General features: G+C 44.7%; 23 protein-coding genes and 1 tRNA gene. 18 read left to right on the top strand and 6 right to left on the bottom strand.

The window, feature by feature from the left end; all coding sequences use genetic code 11:
* Window positions 1-98 precede the first annotated feature (98 nt).
* The 18 genes from rpoC (at window position 99) to MRK00_01245 (ending at window position 20,804) form a co-directional block, all read left to right on the top strand.
* The gene (gene rpoC, locus MRK00_01330; protein MDR4516033.1) at window positions 99-4,310 is read left to right on the top strand and encodes a DNA-directed RNA polymerase subunit beta'; all 4,212 of its coding nucleotides are present in this window, start codon (window positions 99-101) and stop codon (window positions 4,308-4,310) included.
* Between the two features lie 257 nt (window positions 4,311-4,567).
* Window positions 4,568-6,274 carry a hydroxylamine reductase gene (locus MRK00_01325; protein ID MDR4516032.1) on the top strand — a complete coding sequence of 569 codons (1,707 nt, stop codon included), beginning with the start codon at window positions 4,568-4,570 and terminating at the stop codon, window positions 6,272-6,274.
* Window positions 6,271-7,329: a hydroxylamine oxidation protein HaoB gene (haoB, locus tag MRK00_01320; protein MDR4516031.1), complete on the top strand. Its 1,059-nt coding sequence runs from the start codon at window positions 6,271-6,273 to the stop codon at window positions 7,327-7,329. Before MRK00_01325 ends, haoB begins: the two co-directional genes overlap by 4 nt.
* 145 nt (window positions 7,330-7,474) lie before the next feature.
* Window positions 7,475-8,197, top strand: a complete 723-nt coding sequence (locus MRK00_01315) for a cytochrome c family protein (GenBank protein MDR4516030.1) — start codon at window positions 7,475-7,477, stop codon at window positions 8,195-8,197.
* Between the two features lie 12 nt (window positions 8,198-8,209).
* Complete coding sequence (locus tag MRK00_01310; protein MDR4516029.1) at window positions 8,210-8,839, top strand: NapC/NirT family cytochrome c; 630 nt, start codon at window positions 8,210-8,212, stop codon at window positions 8,837-8,839.
* Between the two features lie 271 nt (window positions 8,840-9,110).
* Entirely contained in the window at window positions 9,111-9,872 is a 762-nt protein-coding gene (locus tag MRK00_01305) for a hypothetical protein (GenBank protein ID MDR4516028.1), read from the top strand.
* Window positions 9,873-9,939: 67 nt separating this feature from the next.
* Window positions 9,940-11,847 (top strand): threonine--tRNA ligase, encoded by a 1,908-nt coding sequence (gene thrS, locus MRK00_01300; GenBank protein ID MDR4516027.1) that lies wholly within the window; start codon window positions 9,940-9,942, stop codon window positions 11,845-11,847.
* 49 nt (window positions 11,848-11,896) lie between these two features.
* Window positions 11,897-12,451, top strand: coding sequence for a translation initiation factor IF-3 (gene infC / locus MRK00_01295; protein ID MDR4516026.1), 555 nt, complete (start codon window positions 11,897-11,899; stop codon window positions 12,449-12,451).
* 182 nt (window positions 12,452-12,633) lie between these two features.
* Window positions 12,634-12,831 (top strand): 50S ribosomal protein L35, encoded by a 198-nt coding sequence (gene rpmI, locus MRK00_01290; protein MDR4516025.1) that lies wholly within the window; start codon window positions 12,634-12,636, stop codon window positions 12,829-12,831.
* A gap of 11 nt (window positions 12,832-12,842) precedes the next feature.
* Window positions 12,843-13,202, top strand: a complete 360-nt coding sequence (gene rplT / locus MRK00_01285) for a 50S ribosomal protein L20 (GenBank protein ID MDR4516024.1) — start codon at window positions 12,843-12,845, stop codon at window positions 13,200-13,202.
* Window positions 13,203-13,304: 102 nt separating this feature from the next.
* Window positions 13,305-14,324: a phenylalanine--tRNA ligase subunit alpha gene (gene pheS, locus MRK00_01280; protein MDR4516023.1), complete on the top strand. Its 1,020-nt coding sequence runs from the start codon at window positions 13,305-13,307 to the stop codon at window positions 14,322-14,324.
* 38 nt (window positions 14,325-14,362) lie between these two features.
* Window positions 14,363-16,732: a phenylalanine--tRNA ligase subunit beta gene (pheT, locus tag MRK00_01275; GenBank protein ID MDR4516022.1), complete on the top strand. Its 2,370-nt coding sequence runs from the start codon at window positions 14,363-14,365 to the stop codon at window positions 16,730-16,732.
* A 227-nt stretch (window positions 16,733-16,959) separates the two neighbouring features.
* Window positions 16,960-17,268: an integration host factor subunit alpha gene (locus MRK00_01270; GenBank protein MDR4516021.1), complete on the top strand. Its 309-nt coding sequence runs from the start codon at window positions 16,960-16,962 to the stop codon at window positions 17,266-17,268.
* On the top strand, window positions 17,246-17,635 hold the full coding sequence (locus MRK00_01265) for a MerR family transcriptional regulator (protein ID MDR4516020.1): 390 nt from the start codon (window positions 17,246-17,248) through the stop codon (window positions 17,633-17,635). Before MRK00_01270 ends, MRK00_01265 begins: the two co-directional genes overlap by 23 nt.
* 57 nt (window positions 17,636-17,692) lie before the next feature.
* Window positions 17,693-17,769: transfer RNA gene (locus tag MRK00_01260), tRNA-Pro, on the top strand.
* Window positions 17,770-17,937: 168 nt separating this feature from the next.
* Window positions 17,938-18,681: a 5'/3'-nucleotidase SurE gene (surE, locus tag MRK00_01255; protein MDR4516019.1), complete on the top strand. Its 744-nt coding sequence runs from the start codon at window positions 17,938-17,940 to the stop codon at window positions 18,679-18,681.
* 403 nt (window positions 18,682-19,084) lie between these two features.
* Window positions 19,085-19,747: a protein-L-isoaspartate(D-aspartate) O-methyltransferase gene (locus MRK00_01250; protein MDR4516018.1), complete on the top strand. Its 663-nt coding sequence runs from the start codon at window positions 19,085-19,087 to the stop codon at window positions 19,745-19,747.
* 19 nt (window positions 19,748-19,766) lie between these two features.
* Window positions 19,767-20,804, top strand: a complete 1,038-nt coding sequence (locus MRK00_01245; GenBank protein MDR4516017.1) for a peptidoglycan DD-metalloendopeptidase family protein — start codon at window positions 19,767-19,769, stop codon at window positions 20,802-20,804.
* A gap of 579 nt (window positions 20,805-21,383) precedes the next feature.
* Here MRK00_01245 and MRK00_01240 read toward each other — a convergent pair.
* The 6 genes from MRK00_01240 to MRK00_01215 form a co-directional block, all read right to left on the bottom strand.
* Window positions 21,384-21,743: an exosortase system-associated protein, TIGR04073 family gene (locus MRK00_01240; protein MDR4516016.1), complete on the bottom strand. Its 360-nt coding sequence runs from the start codon at window positions 21,741-21,743 to the stop codon at window positions 21,384-21,386.
* Between the two features lie 143 nt (window positions 21,744-21,886).
* Window positions 21,887-22,393, bottom strand: coding sequence for a hypothetical protein (locus MRK00_01235; GenBank protein MDR4516015.1), 507 nt, complete (start codon window positions 22,391-22,393; stop codon window positions 21,887-21,889).
* A gap of 237 nt (window positions 22,394-22,630) precedes the next feature.
* Window positions 22,631-23,176: a hypothetical protein gene (locus MRK00_01230; protein ID MDR4516014.1), complete on the bottom strand. Its 546-nt coding sequence runs from the start codon at window positions 23,174-23,176 to the stop codon at window positions 22,631-22,633.
* 17 nt (window positions 23,177-23,193) lie between these two features.
* Complete coding sequence (locus MRK00_01225) at window positions 23,194-23,577, bottom strand: hypothetical protein (GenBank protein ID MDR4516013.1); 384 nt, start codon at window positions 23,575-23,577, stop codon at window positions 23,194-23,196.
* 132 nt (window positions 23,578-23,709) lie between these two features.
* Entirely contained in the window at window positions 23,710-24,237 is a 528-nt protein-coding gene (locus MRK00_01220) for a hypothetical protein (GenBank protein ID MDR4516012.1), read from the bottom strand.
* A 22-nt stretch (window positions 24,238-24,259) separates the two neighbouring features.
* Window positions 24,260-24,793 carry a hypothetical protein gene (locus MRK00_01215; GenBank protein ID MDR4516011.1) on the bottom strand — a complete coding sequence of 178 codons (534 nt, stop codon included), beginning with the start codon at window positions 24,791-24,793 and terminating at the stop codon, window positions 24,260-24,262.
* Window positions 24,794-24,927 lie beyond the last annotated feature (134 nt).

Raw genomic sequence — 24,927 nt, 5'->3', positions numbered from 1 at the left:
GCACTTATTCTGCAAATACCAGCAATAGCACGTTAATTACATTACTGGAATTTTGCTTAACCCTAAATTTTCTGTTCCCTGATAAACAGGAGTGACAAATGAAAGCACTGTTAGATTTATTTAAACAGGTTACCCATAAAGAAGAATTTGATGCAATTCGGATTGGCTTAGCATCACCTGAAAAAATTCGTTCATGGTCATATGGCGAAGTTAAGAAACCTGAAACGATTAACTATAGGACATTTAAACCGGAAAGAGACGGCCTTTTCTGCGCCAAGATTTTTGGTCCGGTGAAAGATTACGAATGCTTATGCGGGAAGTATAAACGACTGAAGCATCGTGGCGTAATTTGTGAAAAATGTGGTGTTGAAGTCACATTATCAAAAGTTCGCCGCGAACGCATGGGTCATATTGAGCTGGCTTCGCCAGTAGCACATATCTGGTTCCTGAAATCTTTGCCATCACGATTAGGTATGGTGTTGGATATGACACTGCGTGATATTGAACGCATTCTTTATTTTGAAGCCTATGTTGTAACTGACCCCGGCATGACGCCGCTCACGCGTTGTCAGTTATTGACCGAAGATGACTATTTGGCAAAAACCGAGGAATATGGCGATGATTTCAGCGCCAGTATGGGTGCCGAAGCCGTTCGGGATTTACTTGGAAATCTTGATATTAATGAAGAAATAGAGAGCTTGCGCCGTGAAATGGAAAGCACAGGCTCCGAAACAAAAATCAAAAAAATTTCCAAACGTTTGAAAGTTCTGGAAGCGTTTAATAAGTCAGGAATTAAGCCGCAATGGATGATACTCTCGGTGCTACCCGTGTTGCCGCCTGACTTGCGCCCATTGGTTCCCTTGGATGGCGGGCGATTTGCAACCTCGGATTTGAATGATCTCTATCGCCGCGTCATAAATCGAAATAATCGATTAAAGCGTTTATTGGAATTGAAGGCGCCTGATATTATTGTACGTAATGAAAAGCGCATGCTGCAGGAATCGGTCGATTCATTGTTGGATAATGGACGGCGCGGTAAAGCGATGACCGGTGCAAATAAGCGTGCATTGAAGTCACTTGCAGATATGATTAAAGGCAAGGGCGGACGTTTCCGGCAGAATTTACTGGGCAAGCGCGTTGATTATTCAGGTCGTTCTGTCATTGTGGTGGGGCCGCAACTTAAATTGCATCAGTGTGGTTTGCCAAAAAAAATGGCGCTCGAATTATTCAAGCCCTTTATCTTTAATAAACTCGAGGTAATGGGTATTGCCAGTACCATAAAGGCTGCCAAGCGCGAGGTGGAAAGTGAGAGTCCGGTTGTTTGGGATATTCTGGAAGAAGTGATTCGCGAACATCCCGTGATGCTCAATCGTGCCCCGACACTTCATCGCCTTGGTATTCAGGCATTTGAACCTGTACTCATTGAGGGCAAGGCTATTCAATTGCATCCATTGGTTTGTGCTGCGTTTAATGCTGACTTTGATGGTGACCAAATGGCGGTTCATGTGCCATTGTCGCTCGAAGCGCAGATGGAATGCCGTACGCTAATGATGTCAACCAATAACATTTTGTCTCCGGCGAACGGTGAACCGATTATTGTTCCTTCTCAGGATATTGTGCTGGGGTTGTATTACACGACGCGAGAGAAAATGGGCGCGCGTGGTGAGGGTATGTTTTTTGCGGATATCAGGGAAGTTTCGCGTGCTTATGAAAGCCGTCAGGTTGAATTAAATGCCCGAATTACTGTACGTATTAAAGAAACTGATACCGATGCTGATGGTGAGCAGCGTGAAAAAATAACCCGCTATGAAACAACAGTAGGGCGTACCCTGTTATTTGAAAATTTTCCGCCAGGTTTGCCTTTTTCGTTACTGAATAAGACACTCAAGAAAAAGGAAATCTCGAAATTGATTAATGCGGGTTTTCGTCGATGTGGGTTACGTGAGACGGTGATTTTTGCTGATAGACTCATGTATGCCGGCTTTAGTTATGCAACTAAGGCGGGTATTTCAATCTGCTCGGATGACATGCTGATTCCTAAACAGAAAAGCGATTTGATTGCAGCTGCAGAAAAGGAAGTGAAAGAAATTGAAGGACAGTATACGTCAGGTTTAGTAACGCAGGGCGAGCGGTATAACAAAGTTGTCGATATTTGGGGACGTGCTGGTGATCAGGTGGCCAAAGCAATGATGGAGCAGCTTGGCGTCGAGCATGTGCTGGATACAGACACTGGTGAGGTGAAACTCAATGAATCCGGCAAGGAAGTATTGCAAGAATCTTTTAACTCAATTTATATGATGGCTGATTCCGGTGCGCGTGGTTCCGCTGCCCAGATCAGGCAGTTATCCGGTATGCGTGGATTAATGGCCAAACCGGATGGCTCGATTATTGAAACGCCCATTACAGCGAATTTCCGTGAGGGCTTGAATGTCTTGCAATATTTTATTTCAACGCATGGTGCGCGTAAGGGTCTGGCAGATACCGCGCTCAAAACAGCGAATTCAGGTTATTTAACGCGCCGCTTGGTTGATGTTACGCAGGATCTTGTCGTCACTGAAAACGATTGTAATACCGGTGAGGGTGTCAACATGAAGGCGCTGATTGAAGGTGGTGAGATTATTGAGGCACTACGTGAACGTATTCTTGGCCGTGTTATTGTCAATGACGTTGTCAATCCGGAAAATCAAGAATTAATTTATCCCGCCGGAACATTACTTGATGAAACGGCTGTTGATCTTATTGAGTCCTATGGAATTGACGAAGTAAAAGTACGCACGCCATTAACCTGCGACACGCGATATGGTCTCTGTGCAAAATGCTATGGTAGGGATTTGGGTCGCGGATCGCTTGTAAACGTTGGTGAAGCTGTCGGAGTAATTGCAGCGCAATCAATTGGCGAACCCGGCACACAGTTGACCATGCGTACCTTCCATATTGGTGGTGCTGCATCGAGAACTGCGGTTGCGAGCCAAGTGGAAAGTAAGTCCAGTGGTGTCGTTCAGTATTCATCTACAATGCGATATGTAACTAACGCGCAAAATGAGTTAATTGCCATCTCACGCAGTGGTGAGGTCATTATTACGGATGAAAATGGTCGTGAACGTGAACGGCATAAAGCACCTTACGGGGCAACTTTACTAGTCCGTGACGGCGAACATGTTAAGGCCGGTCAAATTTTAACGACGTGGGACCCGCATACGCGCCCGATTATTACAGAGTATACTGGCAAAGTGCGCTTTGAGAACGTTGAGGAAGGTGTAACCGTCGCCAAACAAATTGATGAAGTGACTGGTTTGTCCACACTGGTTGTCATTGATCCAAAGCGGCGGGGTGTCGTTCAATCTAAAGGATTACGTCCTTTAGTGAAGTTTCTCGATGACGACGGTCAGGAAATCAAAATCCCGGGTAGTAATCAGCCGGTCAGTATCACCTTCCAAATCGGTTGTATTATTACCGTGCGAGATGACCAACAAGTGAGTGTCGGTGAGGTGCTTGCGCGGATACCGCAAGAAACATCAAAAACAAGAGATATTACTGGTGGTCTGCCACGTGTTGCAGAGTTGTTCGAAGCACGTTCGCCAAAAGATGCGGGGATGTTGGCAGAGGTTACCGGAAATGTTTCTTTCGGTAAGGATACCAAGGGTAAACAGCGTTTGGTTATAACAGACATGGAAGGTATTGCGCATGAATACCTTATTCCCAAGGATAAACATGTCATGGCGCATGATGGACAGGTTGTGAATAAAGGTGAGGTCATTGTCGATGGTCCGGCCGATCCGCGTGATATTCTGCGTTTGCAAGGTGTTGAGGCGCTGGCGCGCTATATTACTGACGAAGTGCAGGATGTTTATCGCTTACAAGGTGTTAAAATTAACGATAAACATATTGAAGTGATCGTGCGTCAGATGTTAAGAAGAGTCCAGGTAATTAATGCAGGTGACTCATCGTTTATTCCCGGTGAGCAGGTTGAACGCGCAGATTTGCTTAATGAGAATGAACGCTTAATCGCAGAGAAAAAAATGCCCGCAACCTATGAATATATGCTTTTGGGTATTACCAAAGCATCGCTGTCGACAGATTCATTTATATCTGCAGCGTCTTTCCAGGAAACAACGAGGGTATTAACAGAAGCAGCCATTATGGGTAAGAAAGACGAACTGAGAGGACTCAAGGAAAATGTTATTGTTGGTAGATTGGTTCCTGCAGGCACCGGTTTGTCATTTCACAACACAAGAAAAAAACAGAATGTATTATCTGATTTAAATCAGGATGTAAGTATTGCAAGTGAAAGCAACGAACAGACTATTTGATCCGATTGTGTCTGTTGGATGCGACAAACTTCTTGACAGTGTTAAGGTGACTGAGTAGTCTAGGGGAGCGAAGGAAGGTAGGGCAAGTGCGTTGAATTGGGGTTCGGATACTGGAAGGGAATTTGCATATTTATGCGTGGGATTGGGAGGTATGCGCGAGGTATGTTGGGTATTTGGAAGCGCAATTGTTGCACTGAAGAGAAGAAGAAAGAAGTAAAAATAAAACTGGAAATAACAGAAAGACAAAGGAGAGAGAGATGATTTCCAAGGTATGGCTAAGATTGGTCATGTTTGTAAGTGCATTTGCGCTGGCGGGTGCGGTACAGGCGATACCAAGTGTTCCTGACGTGACGTATGAAGCACTGGGTATAGACAGAGGTGCGAGTCCGAAGGAGTTGCATGAAGCATTGGTGAAGCGTTATAAGGATCCTGAGCAAGGCGCGGGCAAGGGCACGATGGGTGATTACTGGGAGCCGATTCCGTTGAGCAGATACATGGATCCTGCGACATTTTATGAGCCGCCGACCTCGATGAGAGACAAAGCGGATCGTAAAGAGTGTGTGGAATGTCACTCGGACGAATCGCCGGTATGGGTCAACGCATGGAAGAAGAGTACCCATGCGAATCTGGACAAAGTGCGTGCATTAAAGCCAAGCGATCCGACATTTTACAAGAAAGGCAAGCTTGAAGACGTAGAGAAGAATCTGCGTTCGATGGGTTACCTGAAGGAAGGCGAGCAGCTGAAGGAAGTGAGTTGTATAGATTGCCATGCTGGGATCAACGAGCAGGGCAAGATAGATCACAGCAAAGACCTGATCATGCCGACGGCGGATGTATGCGGCAAATGTCACTTGCAGGAATTTGCGGAACGCGAATCAGAGCGTGACACGCTGATCTGGCCGAACGGACAGTGGCCAGATGGACGTCCATCGCATGCGCTGGACTACAAGGCGAACGTAGAGACCACGGTATGGGCGGCGATGCCACAACGTGAAGTAGCCGAAGGCTGTACCATGTGTCACATGAACCAGAACAAATGCGACACCTGTCATACCCGTCATGAATTCTCAGCGGCGGAATCTCGTAAGCCGGAAGCCTGCGCGACCTGTCACAGTGGTGTAGACCACAACAACTGGGAAGCGTATTCCATGTCCAAGCACGGCAAGATGGTAGCGATGCTGGGCAATAGCTGGAACTGGGAAGTTCAACTCTCGGATGCATACAGCAAAGGTGGCCAGACAGCACCGACCTGTGCGGGCTGTCACATGGAATTTGAAGGCGAATACGCGCACAACATGGTGAGAAAGATTCGCTGGGCGAACTATCCATTTGTACCTGGGATAGCAGAGAACATCAACAGCGAATGGTCAGAAGAGAGACTGGATGCATGGGTAGTAACCTGTACTCAGTGTCACTCAGAGCGTTTTGCACGTTCGTATCTGGATCTGATGGACAAAGGCACCTTGCAAGGTCTGGCGAAATACCAGGATGCACATGCAGTAGTCGAGAAGCTGTACAACGAAGGTTTGCTGGCAGGACAGAAGACCAACCGTCCGAATCCACCGGCACCGGAGAAACCGGGATTCATGATCTTCACGCAATTATTCTGGTCGCAAGACAACAACCCGGCCTCGATGGAGTTGAAAGTGCTCGAGATGGGTGAAAACGACCTGGCTAAAATGCACGTTGGTCTTGCACACGTCAATCCAGGCGGTTGGACCTACACCGAAGGCTGGGGACCGATGAACCGGGCGTACGTTGAAGTACAAGACGAAAACTTCCGGATTCGGGAAATGGTCGCGTTAAAAGAACGTGTTGCCAAACTCGAAGGCAAACGCACCAGCTTACTGGATCTGGACGGTACAGCAGAGAAAATCTCGTTGGGCGGTTTAGGTGGCGGCATGCTGCTGGCAGGCACATTAGCCTTGGCAGGATGGCGTAAACGTAAGCAAAGCGAAGCTTGATACCCGCAGAGACGACCGGCCGCGACACGCAAGTGAAGCGGTCGGGGGATAAACTACTCCCGTCATTAGGCATACTCCTGGTGACGGGAGGTTTGGTTTTTCTGGGGTGGTTTGCGTACTTATGGTTTGAACCGGTAGCAGCACCGTATCAGTACCAGAAGCAATCCTCAGGGAATCCGCAGCAGTATCCCGAACTGGAACTGGATGCGTGGCCTGAACTTAAAATCAGCCGGTATGACGTCATCGTTCCGGATGTTGAGAAACCCATAGCGCAGGCAACAGTAGCACAACGGGACGGCGCAGCGCCGGTGCTGGTCAAATGGGAGAACCACAGCAAAGAAATCCTGCACGCATTAGACTGGAAATCATCCGAACTGAGTGCGCTGGCCAAAGCCATTGGCCAATACGCAGAAAAAGATGCGCTTATTTTAGCCTGGTGGGACATCTCGCAACAGATCAACCTGTTGAGCGGACACGAAACCCTGTTCACCAGCCACCTGAACGAGCCGTTAATCATACCGCAGCACTGGTATGAATATATGGACACCATAGATGCGTATGAACAGGCGTTCTGGCAAAGCAAACCCAGCCAAAGCGAACTGGAGCAATTCGAGCGATTTAGCCGGGCATTAACGGCCAAAGCGGAAGAAGGCGTAGCCCAACTTCGCAGCCTTGTTGGAACGGACCGGGAAGCCTACATCATCGTTCATGTCACAGACCTGTATAAACTGGGTCTCATGTACCCGGATAAAATTGGTGTTGCCTACCAGAACTTTCCAATGACGGGCAACATCCATGGCATGATCAACCACATGAAAGTACAACTGAAGGAAAACGACTTTGACACCTATACCCTACAATCGATAACCGATACGCAAATCAGAGTCTACTTTCTGAGCGACGCACAAAGCAGTGAAACCCTGCTGGCGCGAATGCTGCCGTTCACAGACAAAGACGCGCCGATGGAGCTGGAAGCACTGCAACTGGTATACCAGCAGGGCGGTTACTGGGTATACAAAATTCCGGGCAACGAAAGCGATGGATTGATACAATAAAGACAGCGTAGACAGAGACAGCTAAAATAAGCAACAACAAGAACAAAAAAAGCACGCGGCATCCATATAAGCATTTACACAAACGGGTGATCGCGTACAATACGCGGCTTAAGAACTTGAAATAAGAAAAGTACAAGGAGGAAGGATGAAACACCCAATAACGTACGTACTGGCTATACTCGCGACATTTGTGTTTTTCACGGGGACAGCGGTAGCGGATTTTGAGGGGCGGCAGAAATGCAGCTCATGCCACAAATCACAAGGTAAATCATGGCGCGAGACAGCGCATGCCAAAGCGATGGAATCGCTGAAGGCAGGCGAGCGCAAGGAAGCGAAAGAAAAAGCAGGCCTTGACCCAGACAAGGACTACACCAAAGACAAAGACTGCGTAGGCTGCCATGTTGATGGCTGGGAGCAGAGAGGAGGATACACCATAGAGCGGCCGAGACGTCAACTGGCGGCAGTAGGGTGTGAATCCTGCCATGGTGCTGGCAAAAGATACAGGGGCGATCACCGAAAAGGCGGGCAGCAATTTGAAAGAACAGGCAGGACCACCGAGCGCAAGCGACTGGCGGACAGAGGTCAGGACTTTCATTTTGAAGAAGCGTGTGCGGGGTGTCACCTGAACTATGAAGGTTCGGGCTGGAAAGGCACGAAAGCACCCTATACGCCATTCACACCAGAAGTTGATGAGAAATACCGGTTTGACTTTGACAAAATGGTAAAAGACGACAGTGCGATGCATGCGCACTACAAACTGGATGGTGCATTTGTCGGCGAACCGAAATTCAAGTTTCACGATGAATTCCAGGCCAACGCCCAAGAGGGTGAGAAAGGCGACGAAGACGACGATGACGATGATGATTAACAGGAGACCTGAATGACTGCATTACAAAAAGGAGCGATAGGCACCCTGTTAACGGGGGCGTTACTGGGGATCGTTCTGGTGGGTATAGTATTTGGCGGAGAGGCGGCGTTATCGACAGAAGAATTCTGTACGAGCTGTCACTCGATGACGTATACCCAGGACGAGCTGAGAGAATCGACCCACTATGGGGCATTGGGAGTCAATCCTGGGTGTAAGGACTGTCATATACCGCAGGGATTCAAGAACTTTCATTTGGCGGTTTATACTCATGTAGTAGATGGTGCGCGGGAATTATGGCTGGAGCTGGTGAATGATTACTCGACGTTGGAGAAGTTTAACGAACGTCGGTTAATCATGGCGCATGATGCGCGGATGAACCTGAAGAAATGGGACAGTGTGACGTGTCGTGATTGTCATAAGAATCCGGATCCACCTGGAGAGGATGCACAGGCTGCGCATAAGAAGATGGAAACAGAGGGAGCGACGTGTATAGATTGTCATCAGAACCTGGTGCATGAAGAAGCCCCGATGACGGATCTTGATGCGAGTCTTGCTCAGGGCAAGATGGTATTGAAGGCCGATGAAGATGATGACTGGGATGACGACGACGATGACGATGATGACTGGGATGATGATTATTAAATTGATATAGTCAAAAATCTTAGTTTTAATTGAATAGTCTGCTAGACTATTCAGTGGGTTATATAAGAAAAATAAATAACAAATCGTTCTGTAAAAATGTAATTTTAGGATGTGCTGATTTTAATTTTAAATACAAAACACCTAAAATTACATTGAGTTTGGGCTGTTTGACATGCAGCTATATACGAAAAAAAATTTGAAAGAGTGTGCAGATTCAAATTTTATAACCCGCCGCAGGCGGGTTTTTTTATTTTGTTGAGGTTTAAAAGAAATGTTGGATCATTTTCCAAAAGCCGGTATTAATTATCCACATAGGGTGCGTGATTATTCTATACCGGCTTTTACTTTCTTTTGTTGCGCAGTGAGCTTAGTTATTGATGGCAGCGGTAGTATGACCATGCAAAATACATTAGGTGTTATTGCGTGGGTATTTCTTGTCATACTTTTAGTGGGTGAGAATAAAGAAATTAGAATGCAGGTCGCTGTGGCTGTTGCCTTTGCTACTGTTGGCGAGTATTTCGCTTCTATTTATATGGAAGGGTATACCTATCGCTTTGAGAATGTTCCATTATATGTGCCCCCGGGCCATGGCATGGTATATTTGACGGCGGTCAAGCTTGCACGCTCTGGGTTTTTTCAAATGTATGCGCGTAAAATTGCTGTATTTGTATTTGTCACTGGTGGATTGTGGGCGTTGTGGGGTGTCAGCGGTATTCCAGAGCAGGGAGACCAAGTCGGTGCGTTTTTATTTGTTATTTTTGTTATTTGCGTTCTTAAGGGTCGATCGCCCTTGGTTTATCTTGGTGCTTTTTTTATTTGCACGTGGCTTGAAATTATAGGCACAGCAGCCGGGACCTGGAAATGGGCGTCTATTGAACCTGTTTTCGACTGGACTCAAGGCAATCCACCCAGTGGTGTCGCCGCCTGGTATTGTCTGGTGGATGCCGTTGCAATAGGATTATCACCCAAGCTTTTAAATGGATTGCAAAAAATAAATATGTGGTATAAAACTACAATCGCGAACCGGATATGACGGGCCGAACACAGGTTTGATTATCAACTATCTTAAAATTACCAATTAAATTAACTGAGGAAAGTTTGTGACAGTTATTCGATTACCGGATGGTTCGGAACGGGTTTTTGATGACCCTGTAACCGTTTATGATGTGGCTTCTTCGATAGGATCTGGTCTTGCGCGCGCGGCGATCGCGGGTAAGATTAATGGCAAACTTGTTGACATTGACAGCCCTATAGAGTGCGATAGCTCACTGGCCATTGTCACGGATAAGGATGCAGAAGGATTGGAAATTATTCGGCATTCAAGTGCACATTTGCTGGCACATGCTGTTAAGGAATTGTTTCCTGATGCACAAGTGACAATCGGTCCGGTCATCGAAGATGGCTTCTACTATGACTTTTCTTACAAACGGCCATTTACGCCTGAAGATCTTCAAGCCATAGAAACCAGAATGCTGGAAATAAGTAAGCGCGACATCAAGATAAAAAGAACGATCTGGGAACGATCGGATGCGATCAATTTTTTCAAACAACAGGGCGAGCATTATAAAGCTCAAATTATAGAATCCATTCCCGGCGATGAAGATTTGTCGCTATATTCACAAGGGAATTTTACTGATTTATGTCGTGGCCCGCATGTACCGACAACCGCCAAATTAAAAGTGTTCAAATTGATGAAAGTGGCGGGTGCATACTGGCGTGGTGATTCCAATAATGAAATGCTGCAACGAATTTATGGAACAGCATGGCCGACAAAGGAGGACCAAAAGCAGTATCTGCATCGATTGGAGGAAGCTGAAAAAAGAGATCATCGTAAAATTGGGAAGCAACTGAATCTGTTCCATACACAGGAAGATGCGCCAGGCATGGTGTTCTGGCATCCAAAAGGCTGGGCGCTTTGGCAGCAGATCGAACAATATATGCGAAATATTCAGAATAGCAATGATTATTTGGAGATACGAACACCACAGGTCATCGATAAGGCATTATGGATACAATCTGGCCATTGGGATAATTTTCGCGAGAATATGTTTATTACTGATGCAGATGAACGTAGTTTTGCGATTAAACCAATGAATTGCCCGGGTCATGTGCAGATATTTAAACAAGGATTAAGAAGCTATCGGGATTTGCCAATCAGATTGGCGGAATTTGGTTCATGTCATCGTAATGAAGCTTCTGGTGCATTGCATGGGATAATGCGTGTAAGAGCATTTACGCAGGACGATGCGCATATTTTTTGTACTGAAGATCAAATTCAGGGAGAAGTTGTAAAATTTATTGATTTACTAAAACTTGTTTATGCTGATTTTGGGTTTACAGACCTGTTAGTTAAATTGTCGACAAGACCGGATAAACGAGTCGGTTCAGATGCTCAATGGGATAGATCAGAAGCCGCATTGGAAGCTGCTCTTGAAGAAGCCGATCTCGATTGGGAGCTGCAGCCGGGCGAAGGGGCGTTTTATGGACCTAAAATAGAATTCTCATTAAAAGATTGTATCGGGCGCATTTGGCAGTGCGGTACATTGCAGCTGGATTTTTCTATGCCGGAGAGACTCGGGGCTGAGTATGTTGCTGAAGACAACTCAAGGCAGGTGCCAGTAATGTTGCATCGGGCGATCCTTGGATCGCTTGAGCGGTTTATCGGGATACTCATTGAGAATTATGCGGGTGCATTTCCGCTTTGGCTTGCACCGGTGCAAGCTGTTGTACTCAATATATCGATGGGTCAGATCGAATATGCTAAAAAAATAACTGATGAACTTAACAGTAATGGGTTCAGAGTCAGTCAAGACTTGAGAAATGAGAAAATAACCTATAAAATCCGTGAACATAGTATACAGAAGCTTCCGTATCAGATCATTGTGGGCGATGCAGAAGTGAAAACAGGTCAAGTTTCGGTTCGAGATCGTGCAGGGCAGGATTTGGGGCAAATGACTGTGTCAAAATTGATAGAACGCCTTAAAGAAGAAGTCATTTTAAAGGTATAATGTTTTCTTTTTAATTTATTGGAGAATTGCCATAGCACAAGAAAAATCAGTGCGCATTAATGACGAAATAGATGTGCCAGAAGTGCGTGTAATCGGTGTTGATGGAGAACAAATAGGTATAGTCAAGCTTGCCGATGCGAATGAATTGGCTGAAGAAGCAGGTGTCGACTTGGTTGAGATTGCACCCACGGCGCAGCCGCCTGTATGCAGGTTAATGGATTATGGTAAGTTTCGTTATCAGGAAAGTAAACGAAAACATGACGCGAAACTGAAGCAAAAACAGGTACATATTAAGGAAATCAAGTTTAGACCCAATACAGATGAAGGTGATTATCGTATCAAATTGCGTAATTTGATCAATTTCCTAAATGATGGGGATAAAGTTAAAGTGACGCTGCGGTTTCGAGGTCGGGAAATGGCGCATCAAGAATTTGGTGTCCGGTTGCTTGAGCGGATCAGAGACGATCTGGAGTCGCATGCGGTTGTAGAGCAGTTTCCAAAGATGGAAGGACGTCAGATGGTCATGGTGTTATCTCCCAAGAAAAAAGATACAAAACCAAGTAAGGCAAAATCAGATACGACTGATGCTACAACACCATCGTAGTTTTTTTCATGAATTTATTTCGTGCATTTGGGTTGAAAGGCCCGTAGTACATAAAATGCTTGCGTGCGAGTGTAGTGTTGTAAAAACGGAAAGTTGAAAACAACATGATATAAACAAGTGATACTGGGTTTGAAAGTTTTCCAGTATGGAAGCACCCAGAGTCATATTAAAAGGAGGGTTATATGCCTAAAATGAAAACCAAAAGTAGTGCTGCGAAGCGTTTTAAAATACGTTCAAGTGGAAGTATTAAGCGTGCCCAGGCTTTTAAACGACATATTTTAACTAAAAAAACAACTAAAAATAAACGCCAACTCAGAGGAATTGCCACGATTCATCCAAGCGATGCAGCGTCAGTTCATTCGATGTTGCCATACGCATAAAGGAGTTAAAGATGCCTAGAGTAAAGCGTGGCGTTACAGCACATGCACGACATAAAAAAATTCTGAATTTGGCCAAGGGCTATCGTGGGCGCCGAAAAAATGTATATCGGGTTGCCAAGCAGGCGGTCATGAAAGCTGGGCAATATGCCTATCGAGACAGACGCCAGCGTAAGAGACAATTTAGAGCATTATGGATAGCACGTATTAATGCTGCAGCACGTGAATGTGGATTATCCTATAGCGTATTCATTAATGGCTTGAAAAAAGCAAAAATTGAAATTGACAGAAAGGTTTTGGCTGACCTTGCTGTATTTGATAAACCCGCTTTCGAGAAAATTGCCGAACAGGCAAGAACTGGCCTGGCAGCTTAATCAATTGAGACCTTACAGAACAGGGAGGTTGGGATTTTGCCCATACCTCCCTTTTTCTTATATGATCAGATTGATATCAGCAAAAATTTTGGGTTCATTTTTATGAATAATGTAGATGAAATCGTAGGAGAAGCTAGCCGCTTATTCAATGCAATTGAAGATGAAGTTGAATTGGAACAAGTCAAGGCGCGTTATCTAGGCAAGAACGGCGAATTGACTAATTTGTTAAAAGGGCTGGGTAAGTTACCTTCTGAACAGCGTCCTGTCGTGGGTGCGCAAATTAATCAGGCCAAAAATCAATTAGAAACACTCCTAAAGGAGCGCCGGCTGTTTTTGCAGGAAAAAAGACTTGAGCAAAAACTGAAAGAAGAAGCACTTGATGTCACAATGCCGGGACGTGGACAGGGGAAAGGAGGACTGCATCCCGTAACCCAAACGTTAATGCGGATTGAATCCTTATTTCATTCTATCGGATATGAAGTAGCTTCCGGTCCAGAAATAGAAACCGACTTTTATAACTTTACTGCGCTCAATATTCCTGAAAACCATCCTGCAAGAGCAATGCACGATACGTTTTATATCGATAATGGGGACTTGTTGCGCACGCATACGTCGCCGGTTCAGATACACTTTATGCTGGAAAATAAACCGCCAATAAAATTGATTGCGCCCGGCCGTGTCTATCGTTGTGATTCAGATGTAACGCATACACCTATGTTTCATCAGGTTGAAGGATTATGGATCGATGAACAGGCAAATTTTGCATCACTTAAAGGCGTATTGGCAAATTTTATGGAACACTTTTTTGAGCGAGACGATTTGTCAGTTAGATTTCGGCCATCATTTTTCCCATTTACAGAACCCTCTGCTGAAATGGACATCAGCTGTGTTAAATGCAACGGAAAAGGATGTCGAATCTGCAGCCATACGGGTTGGCTGGAAGTTTTAGGATGTGGGATGGTACATCCCAATGTACTCAAACATGTCAACATTGATCATGAGCGCTATGTTGGTTTTGCTTTTGGTATGGGCGTGGAGAGGCTCGCAATGTTGCGGTATGGTGTCAGTGATTTAAGATTGTTTTTTGAAAATGACTTGCGTTTTTTAAAGCAATTTAATTAATCAATTTTTTTTGTACCGTTTTTTAATAGCAGAATGTCATGAAATTTTCAGAAAACTGGCTGCGTACTTTTGTAAATCCGGATTATTCCAGTGATGAGCTGGCACATGTTTTAACCATGGCCGGACTGGAAGTCGAAAATATTGAACCTGTTGCGTTGCCGTTTGAAAGCGTCGTTGTTGCCGAAGTGCTCCACGTTGAAAAACATCCGGATGCAGATCGATTGAATGTTTGTCAGGTTAATGTCGGTGATCATGCAGATAAACCGTTGCAGATTGTTTGTGGCGCCTCGAATGTTGAGGCGGGAATTAAAGTGCCATGCGCATTAGTCGGTGCACAACTGCCGGATTTTACAATTAAAAAAGCAAAACTACGTGGTGTAGAATCATCCGGTATGCTTTGTTCAGCACGTGAGCTGGGTATCAGAGATGTTGCCGACGGATTGTTATTATTGCCTGCCAATGCGCCGGTAGGGCAGGATTTTCGTGCGTACTATGAACTGGATGACAAAGCTATTACGTTAAGCCTTACACCGAACAGAGCTGATTGCTTAGGTGTTTATGGTGTCGCGAGAGAAGTTTCGGCGTTGACTGATACAGAACTAGTATCTTTCAAAACCGAGCCTGTAGACGATGAAATCGATGATAAACATGAAATCCATATTCATGCCCCGGATGCATGTTCGCTCTATTGTGGTCGAATTGTCAGGGGCATTGACCCTGACGCGGAAACGCCGCTGTGGATGAAGCAACGGCTGGAGCGCAGTGGTCTGCGTTCGATTAATGCTGTGGTTGATATCACAAATTATGTGTTGCTCGAAACAGGCCAACCGATGCATGCTTTTGATCTGGCGAAACTTGATGGCGATATTCATGTGCGCTATGCGAAATCTGGTGAAACAATCCAGTTGCTCAATGAGAACCGTTTAGAATTGACTGCTGATATGCTGGTCATTGCCGATGATCATAAACCGCTTGCACTTGCGGGTATTATGGGCGGATTAGGCAGCGGTGTTGTTGACAGTACAGTTGATGTTTTCCTGGAATGTGCTTTTTTCAGTCCAGATGTGATTTCCGGTAAATCTTTTCGGCTCGGATTTGGTTCTGACTCTGCGCATCGATTTGAGCGCGGGGTTGATTTTGCACAGACCCGTAATGTGCTAGAACATGCAACAACACTCATTCAGTCGATTTGCGGTGGAAAAGTAGGCCCGGTAACTGAGGCTCGATTCCAACTTCCCCAACGGCTGCCGGTTGCAGTCAGAGTTGACCGGGTGCAGCGTATTCTGGGCATTACTTTGGATAACGATCAGATAACAGCGTATTTTACACGTCAGCAACTCGATTTTTCTGAAAAAAATAATGTGTTTACGGTCACGCCGCCGAGTTATCGCTTTGATCTGGCGATTGAAGAGGATTTTATCGAAGAATTGGCCAGGATGCATGGTTATGACGAAATACCTGCACAATCTCCTAAAGCCGGGCTGGCTATGCTATCAGCACCCGAAACGGTTCGCACACCAGCACAAGTCAAGCAGATGCTTGTGATGCGTGATTATCAGGAAGTCATTAATTATGCTTTTGTTGATAAAGCATGGGAGACCGATCTAATCCAGAACAAGGCGCCTATTGCCTTAAAAAATCCTATTGCAAGCCATTTAAACGTGATGCGCAGCAGTTTAATGGGCGGCCTAATTGCTAATCTGCAATTTAATATAAATCGTAAGCAAGACAGGGTGCGTTTGTTTGAACTGGGTTGCTGTTTTGAAACCAGTGCAACTGGACAGCGCTGCTTGCAAATTGATAAGCTCGCAGGATTAGGCTATGGAAATATTCATGCGGAGCAGTGGGGTGAGCCATCCCGAACATTGGATTTCTTTGATGTAAAATCGGATATCGAAATGATTTATCAGTTGCAGAAAATAGAATTTAAAGCAATTGCTCATCCTGCATTTCATCCCGGCAAGTCGGCTCAAATCATGATGGGTGCCAAGCCTGTTGGATGGTTAGGGGAACTACATCCGCACTGGCAGAAAAAACATGATTTCTCGAAGCCGGTGATCTTATTTGAATTACTATTAGACAGTCTCTTGCCGGTTCCGCTTGCACAGGTGAGAGAAATGTCGAAATTCCCACCGATCAGGCGAGATGTTGCGGTAATTGTTGATAATCATATTAATGTACAGACGATCATTTCCGGTTTATATGAAAAGAAGCCGGCGATTGTTACCGAAATTGTATTATTTGATATTTATCGTGGGAGCACCGTTGGCGAAAATAAAAAAAGCCTGACGTTCAAGGTAATGTTGCAAGATACGGAAAAAACATTAACTGATGAAGAAGCAGATAGTGCTATTTCCAGTTTGCTTGGAGTTCTGGAAACGAAGTACGATGCAACACTTAGGAGTTAAATGCGCTATTTTATCTGAGACCAACGATTAACTAAAACAATTGTAACGGTTAATCATTTTAATCGTAGTTGTTATACTATGCTGATTTCAATCAAGTATATTAAATAGCGAAAAGCTGTGATGCTGTGATGGTGACGTGGATAGAAAATATCTTAATGACGGTTAAGTCAAACATAGTAAACACTATTATTCAAGAATCTTTGTTTAATAATTTCGTGGAGAAAAATATGGCTCTTACAAAAGCTGAGCTTGCTGATTTGTTATTTGAAAATGTAGGACTGAATAAACGCGAAGCCAAGGATATGGTGGAGTCCTTTTACGAAGAGGTACGAGCAGCTCTTGAGAGGGGGGAAGGTGTAAAATTGTCTGGGTTTGGGAATTTTCATTTACGAACAAAACCTCAACGCCCCGGAAGAAATCCTAAAACAGGAGAAGAAATACCGATAACAGCACGTCGTGTTGTAACGTTTCATGCCAGTCAGAAACTAAAAAGCATGGTTGAGCAGAACTATCATGGACAACAAAAAGACAAATAATCATTTTCCGCCTATTCCGGCAAAACGCTATTTCACAATTGGTGAAGTGGGTATATTGTGTGGCGTCAAACCGCATGTGCTCCGTTACTGGGAGCAGGAATTCACTCAGTTAAAACCGGTCAAGCGTCGGGGTAATCGGCGCTATTATCAGCATCAGGAAGTTCTCCTCATTCGTAGAATCAGAGAACTTCTTTATGACCAGGGGTTTACCATTAACGGCGCACGGAATCGTCTCGGACAGTACGAGGTACAGTCACAACCGTATCGGGAATCAACTGAAGATTCTTCTTCAGAATCCTCAGTTGACTTGAATTATGTCCGGAATGAGATTAAAAATATCCGGTCTATTCTGCTTTCTTCACCATAACGGTAAATGAACCTAAAGTTTTTTTAGTCTGGCTTGTTTGCTATAATTCCCAATTGACGGGGCGTAGCGCAGCCTGGTAGCGTACTTGCATGGGGTGCAAGTGGTCGGAGGTTCAAATCCTCTCGCCCCGACCAATATCTGAATGGACTTTGAACATATTTTCAGGATTTATTACTGAAGAATTTCTAGTTTTACAGCTTTCTTTGAGATTGCTTTATATTTTGTTAAAACAGCTTTATTTACGTTTGGCGCGTATTTTTTTGTCGCTTAAATTATTTGCTCATTCATTAGACTTATAGAAAATGCGCATTTTGCTTAGTAATGATGATGGCTATTTTGCACCCGGGCTAGCATGTCTGGCTGAAACATTGGCCAGTGTAGCAGAGATTATTGTGGTAGCGCCTGAACGTGATAGAAGTGGTTCGAGCAACTCTTTAACGCTTGATAGGCCGTTGTGCTTACATTGTTCACATAATGGGTTTTATTATGTGAACGGTACACCCACAGATTGTGTACATTTGGCGGTGACGGGCATGCTTGATATCTTGCCGGACATGGTTATCTCGGGCATTAATAATGGCGCGAATATGGGTGACGATACTATTTATTCCGGTACTGTCGCTGCCGCGACTGAAGGATTCTTGTTGGGTGTGCCTTCATTAGCGGTGTCTTTGGCTGATGTAAATGGTGGTCATTACGCGTCAGCAGCACGTATCGTGGTTGACCTGGTCAGGCGTTTCAATAGAAACAAATTAAATATACCCATCTTGCTGAACATTAACGTTCCTGATATTGAATATGAACAAATCAACGGTATTCATGTGACTCGGCTTGGCCGCAGGCACAAGGCTGAACCAGTCATAAAATCTTCAAGCCCACGCGGGGATACAGTGTATTGGGTCGGCGCTGCCGGCGCAGCACAAGACGCAGGCGAGGGAACGGATTTTTTTGCTGTACAGCATAACCATGTTTCCATAACGCCACTGCAGATTGATTTAACACGATTTGATCAGATGGAATTTGTGACGCAATGGCTGAAAGACTAGTACGCTATCCATCTGATATCGTCAGGTACAGCGTTGCCGTGGTGTTATGCGCTAAGGCGCAGTACGCAGTAATGCGTTGTTCCCTAGCCACGTGCTGTAACACGGCTGCAGGATGTCACGATAAAGTCTATTGGGTGAGCTTTTTAGCCACTCATAGCTGTATTGTGCTTCTTGGTGATAGAGCGCTCTTTCCTGCTAGGCACGTCTTGCTCTTTATACTGAGAAGTTCACTGAACCGGGCATATTGTATCGATAAATCTCCAGTAGACACGTACTTTGTATCCCGTTAACGCGGCCTTAAAATTTGAAATGAGCAAGAGAATACTTGGTATATACAGGTATTTTAAGAATGTGTATGTATGTGCGTTATTAAAAAATTCGTAATTCTGATGAATAGTAATCTGTGAGTACGCATCTTTCTGGAATTGGCATGACTTCACAGCGAACGCGTATGCGGATGATTGAGCGTTTGCGTAATCAGGGTATTGCTGATGAAGTCGTTTTGTCGGTGATGGGCACTATTCCACGTCATCTTTTTATCGAAGAGGCGCTGGCGAGTCGAGCATATGAAGATGTTTCTTTGCCCATCAATTATGGTCAAACAATTTCTAGTCCATGGATAGTTGCGCGTATGAGCGAATTGTTGCGCGCCAATATACACATGGATAAAGTACTGGAAATTGGTACGGGTTGCGGTTACCAGACAGCCATCCTGGCACAACTTGCGCAGCAAGTTTATTCCATTGAACGAATTGGTCCATTATTGACACGTACACGAATACGCTTACACAAATTACACATTCGAAATATTAACTTGAAACACGCGGATGGATTGCGTGGATTGCCTGAAGCGGGTCCTTTTGATGGTATTATTATGACTGCGGTTACGACGCATATACCGCAAGACCTGTTGGAACAATTGGTTGTGGGTGGGAGAATGGTGTTTCCAGAGGGAAGCCAGAAACAAAATTTGTGTGTAATTGAGCGAAATGTGCAGGGATATACAAAAACCACATTGGAAGAAGTGAATTTTGTGCCTATACTGTCCGGTATCATAAAAAAATAGTGATGCTGAGAAAATTGCCATGAATAATGATCATCAAACACAATTGAAAAATTTTGCTGGTTGTAAGAAAGTAGTGCAGCGCACCTGCTGGCTGTTATTATTTTTACTTATTGGGTGTGAGACGACGAAAGGGCCTGCGCCTGTAGTCGAGCGAACCGTTAAGCCAGAAAAGATGGCTGGGATCTCCGATGAAAGGCATTCAAATGAAAAGCAAATAGATCAATTTTATATCGTACAAAAAGGCGATACTTTTTACAGTATTGCGCTTAATCATGGTATTGATCAGAAAGCGTTGGCTGAGTGGAATAATATCACCGATCCAGGTAATATCAGGCCCGGTCAACGAATCAATTTATCCGTACCTTCAAAAGAAGCGGAACCGGTATTGTTTGCTGTTCCGCAACATGAAACTCTGCCGATGGTTGATTCAACACCAGATTTATCTGCCGATAAAAGTCCTGCCGCTGGTGTAGCCTATGAGCCCGATATACAGCAAAAAGTAAAAACATATCCCAAGGCATTAAAATTGCCCTACTCTGAACAAAATGTGGCTCGATTGCAATATTCTGTAAATCCGGCCTTTAATCAGCAACGTACTGATTACGCATCAGCTGCGGCAACATCAAGTACACGGATAGAAGATGCTTCAAAATTTGTTCAGCAAAACACGGAATCATTAAATGTGCCTAGTGCGGAGTGGGTCTGGCCTGCAACGGGAAAAATACTGTCCTCATTTTCAAGTAATTCAAAAGGACTGAAAATAGGGGGTCATATAGGCCAGTCGATATTGGCGACGGCTGCAGGTGAAGTCGTCTATAGTGGTAATGGTTTGCGCGGTTACGGTAACCTTATCATTATCAAGCATAACGACGCACTGCTTAGTGCTTATGCACATAATAGCCAATTACTTGTAAAAGAAGGCGAGGTTGTCGTGCAAGGTCAGAAAATAGCGGAAATGGGTAATACTGATGCCGATACTCCGCAGCTGCATTTTGAAATCAGGCGGCATGGCAAACCCATGGATCCGTTGAAATTTTTGCCGCCTGATCCGGGTTAAATTCATTTTCGGTAATTTTCTGGAAGTATAAATAGGGCCTGATCAGCCTGCCAGTTTTGCTTCTTTTATGTTCGTTGATGTCTTCGCTGACCATTCATCTCAAGCCTTCCAGACAACTGGTGAGTATACTCATTGTGGCACACTGTTCAGCTGCTTTATTAGTATGCACATTATCACTATCATCCGATATCAAATTGATCGGTTTCCTGTCTCTGATTATCAGTTTGTATTTTTATTTAAAACATGATGCACTTTTGGATTCTGCAAATTCTGTGACGTCGCTTAGTTTTTCTGACACAGTCGACTGTAAGTTAAAAATGGTCAGTGGACAAACAGTGGAATGCAGCGTATCAGGTTCGACGTTTGTATCATCCTATTTGACAGTACTCATTCTTCATTCAAAACAATGGCGGCTTGCGCGCAGCGTGGTTATACTGAACGATGCTATCAACAGGGAAGAATTCAGGCGTCTAAGAGTGATGCTGCGTTGGAAATGGAAGCAAGTTTCAAAATAACAGGCATGAAATAACCGGCGGGTTATTTCATGCCTGTAATAATTTTGCAGAGTATCAGCGGTGTTTAGCGCATTTGCCACGCCGTATAAGTGGTTTCACGTTCAAAATTGTCCCAGATGTATGGGGGCCTGATGATCGGAGTCGTTGGTATTAGAAAGGTTGCGATGTCAACCGCTCCGATAACGCTGCGTCCAACACTGTGAAACAGGCCGGTAAAAAATCCGGCTGTCATTCCATAAGTGGCGCCGTGCCTTCGGCCCGTAATTATCATGGTCTTTGGGATTTCTACGACCCCTGTCACCGCATTCGCTATTCCGATGCCGAGTTTTTCGCCAACTTTTGTCGGATAATTTTGTGCCATCGCCAAATTTGGTAAAGAAAATAATGCACTCAGCAGGATGAGTGTGTTGATTGTTTTTTTCATGAGTCAGCCTTTTAATTGTATATAGAATTGCAATTTTATAATGTCTTGAGATGGATTAGAAAGATTCTAGGCGTTCAATACTGTTAAAGAACAATCCCGGTTTGATACTATTATTTTCTGGAAAAAAACAGTTCTCCATTCGATTAATCCGGTTTTTGTTTCAAGAAACGCATTATCCTTTCGACTTCCGAGCCGATTTGATGGGATGGATAATTTTTATTTTCCAGTTCAGTTCTAATTAAAAAGGCCATTTCCAGAATCAAAAGCTCCATTGTATTTTTATCGCCTTTTTGTAAGGCATGCTGGTATTCTTTTTGAAATCGGTCGATGGCGTTCATCATCTTGGTATTGTTTTCGTCTCTTTCTAAAATGGACGCGAGTTCATATTTTAAGTTGCTTGACAGCACAACAGTGGGCGCTTCTTGTGCTTGAATGGTTTCAACCGGGGACAGTTTCTGAATATTAATTGAAACCATAATGAGCGCTATGCCTGAAATAATTGAGGTAAATACAAAGCGTCCAAACCGATATTCTTTTCTAAAAAATTTGACTGTTGTGGAATATTTAAATCCACGGCGGATTAATACTGATAATCCAATGATAAACAGAATGGCACCAATTGCCATAATAAAGGGTACAATCGGATTCACGTTTCATTACTCCCTGAATAAGCTAGATTCTTGATCAAATACAGTATATTGAAATTCAAATACCTGTTTTTTTTATTATAAATAAATATGGCTAGTGTTATTGTCAAACTATAGCCTGGCATCAATGCTGTATTTTAGCTCAAAACACGTGCCGGAAGTGGTGTTAGTTTTTTTATGATGTATACAACGGGTTGCTTCATGCACGGAATGAACTGACGAGAAGCAACCCAAGTACATTTATTGCGGGGGTGGTGGAGGCGGGCTACCGGGTGGCGGTGGTGGCGGTGTAAACCCGGACGGTGTTGGTGAAATTTTAATCGGTTGTTGACTGGCAGGCGGTAACTCACTGGTGATTTTTCCTGATACAGGAACGCGATGGCCTTTGGCATACATGCACTGAATGTAGCCGATATCGTAGCGGTATTGGCTTTCGTAACCGGAAGTTCTGGCAGAACCTGTACCAACCAGTCCACCAGCCAATAATCCTGTTCCTGCGCCTATCCCAGCGCCTTCGCCACCGCCAATAGCGGCTCCAGCGGCGGCGCCTAAGCCAGTGCCAACTGCGGCACTTGCCATTCCGCTGGACACCGAAGCATCTCTTGGGCTGGTGTAACCAATTTGCGCATAAGCATAACGTCTGCAATCATAGTCGTCAGCACGAAATTGCTCAAAGCTCTTGCTGGAACCTGGCAATACCATTACGCTAGGGCCGGTCGGCATACTGGCACACGCAGTCAATGCGACAATCGGTGGCAGAAGTAGAAATTTTCTAATGTTATACATATCGTACCTCATGATATTTATTGTGCAGGCGGTTGAGGATTTACACGCAGCCAGCCACCAGGGCATTGCTTAACATATGGATAATAGCCATCTGTGTCTTGGCAGTAATACCAGTATTGAGTGTGTTGTTGAGACGCAGTCGAATCCTGTTGTTGCTGAATATAAACCGGGGGTGTTGAAGGCACGATGACGGGCTGTGTCATGGGCACAATAACAGGTGGATAGCTATAGTATGGTGGATAAAAGAACGGGTCGTAATAACCGAATCCATAGTAACCCGGATAACCCAGTTGTATGCCAAAGTTAAACCGGTCAATCCGCCCGCCATGTGCTGATGCCAGATGACTGAACAGTGCACCAGATAGCCCAAATGCGATTAAGATTAGAATCGATTTTTTCATAGAGTGATTCTCATGTCGCGTGTAATAAATTCGTGTATGTGTATAAGAAAAAATACAACCAACTTGCCGTGCTGAAAGAATCTTAAAACAAACACATCATTCGTACAATAACAGTTACGCCGGAAGCAAATATTAATACCGCGGCGGTGGATAACCAGGCGGCGGTGGCGGGGGTGTTGAAGACGGGTAGCCGCTAGTGTAAGGCTGTGGATTGTTTCTGATATTGCCTGAAACCGGAACATGATGACCTTTTGCATACATGCATTGTATGTAAGCGTTATCATAACGTTCTTGAGCGATATACCCGGATGTTCTTGCGGTACCTGAACCGGCGAGTCCGCCTGCCAACAGGCCCGTTCCCGCGCCAATGGCAGCGCCTTCACCGCCACCAAGTGCAACACCGGCTATTGCACCTAGTCCCGCACCTATAGCCGCGCTGTTTAAACCACTGCTGACCGCAGCATCTCGTGTTGTGGCTCCGCCGACCTGTTCATATGCATATTGTCTGCATTCGTAATCATCACTTCGAAATAGATCAAAATTTTTACCCGCGCCGGGTAAAACCATGACGCTAGGACCCGTGGGCATGGCGACACAACCAGTCAGTGTGAACAGGATTAACACCATGGATAATTTGGGATTAAGGAATTTTGATTTCATGTTCTTTTTCCGTATTTGATGCTTATTGTGGTGCTGGTTGGGGGGCTACTTGAAGCCATCCCTCTGGGCATTGCTTGACATAAGGATAATACCCTTCAGGATTGCGACAGTAATGCCAGTAATTGGTTTGAGGTTGCGTGGATGTGGCTACGGGCATTTCTCTTTGAATATATACAGGAGGCGATGCGGCAATTGCAGATGAGGGGTAGCCATATGAACGGGGATAATAGTAACGGTTGCCGTATCCATAGTTGTAGGGATAGCCATAAAACCGAGCGCCATAAAAGGCGGGACCATAAAAGCCTGGTCCATAAAACCCTGGTCCATAAAACCCGCCGTAACCAATTCCAAAATTAAAGCGATTGTGGCGATGTCCGAAATGGCTATGTCCCCCCCCAAAATGACTGTGTCCACCACCACCTCTAAAGTGCCCACCACCGCCGCCACCGAAGCTGCCTATGCTGCTTCCATGTCCACCACCACGCGCCCAAACGGTACTGTTTGCGGTGAATCCTATCGCAATTAAAACCAATATTATTCCTGTCAGCCTTTTCATTGTTATCCACCGTCTGAGGGTTATTTAAGTATTCCACAAAATATGGTTAAGTCATCAATAAAAATTTCTTCGTAAAAATTGTAGAGTGCTCAGCCTGAATGAAAACTGAACGTAGCTACTCAATCTGCCCAATA

Origin of the sequence: Nitrosomonas sp. (genome assembly GCA_031316255.1) — a bacterium.
Classification (GTDB): Bacteria; Pseudomonadota; Gammaproteobacteria; order Burkholderiales; family Nitrosomonadaceae; genus Nitrosomonas.
The sequence above is the reverse complement of the archived record's forward strand: the minus strand, read 5'-3'. Positions and strand labels throughout refer to the sequence as shown.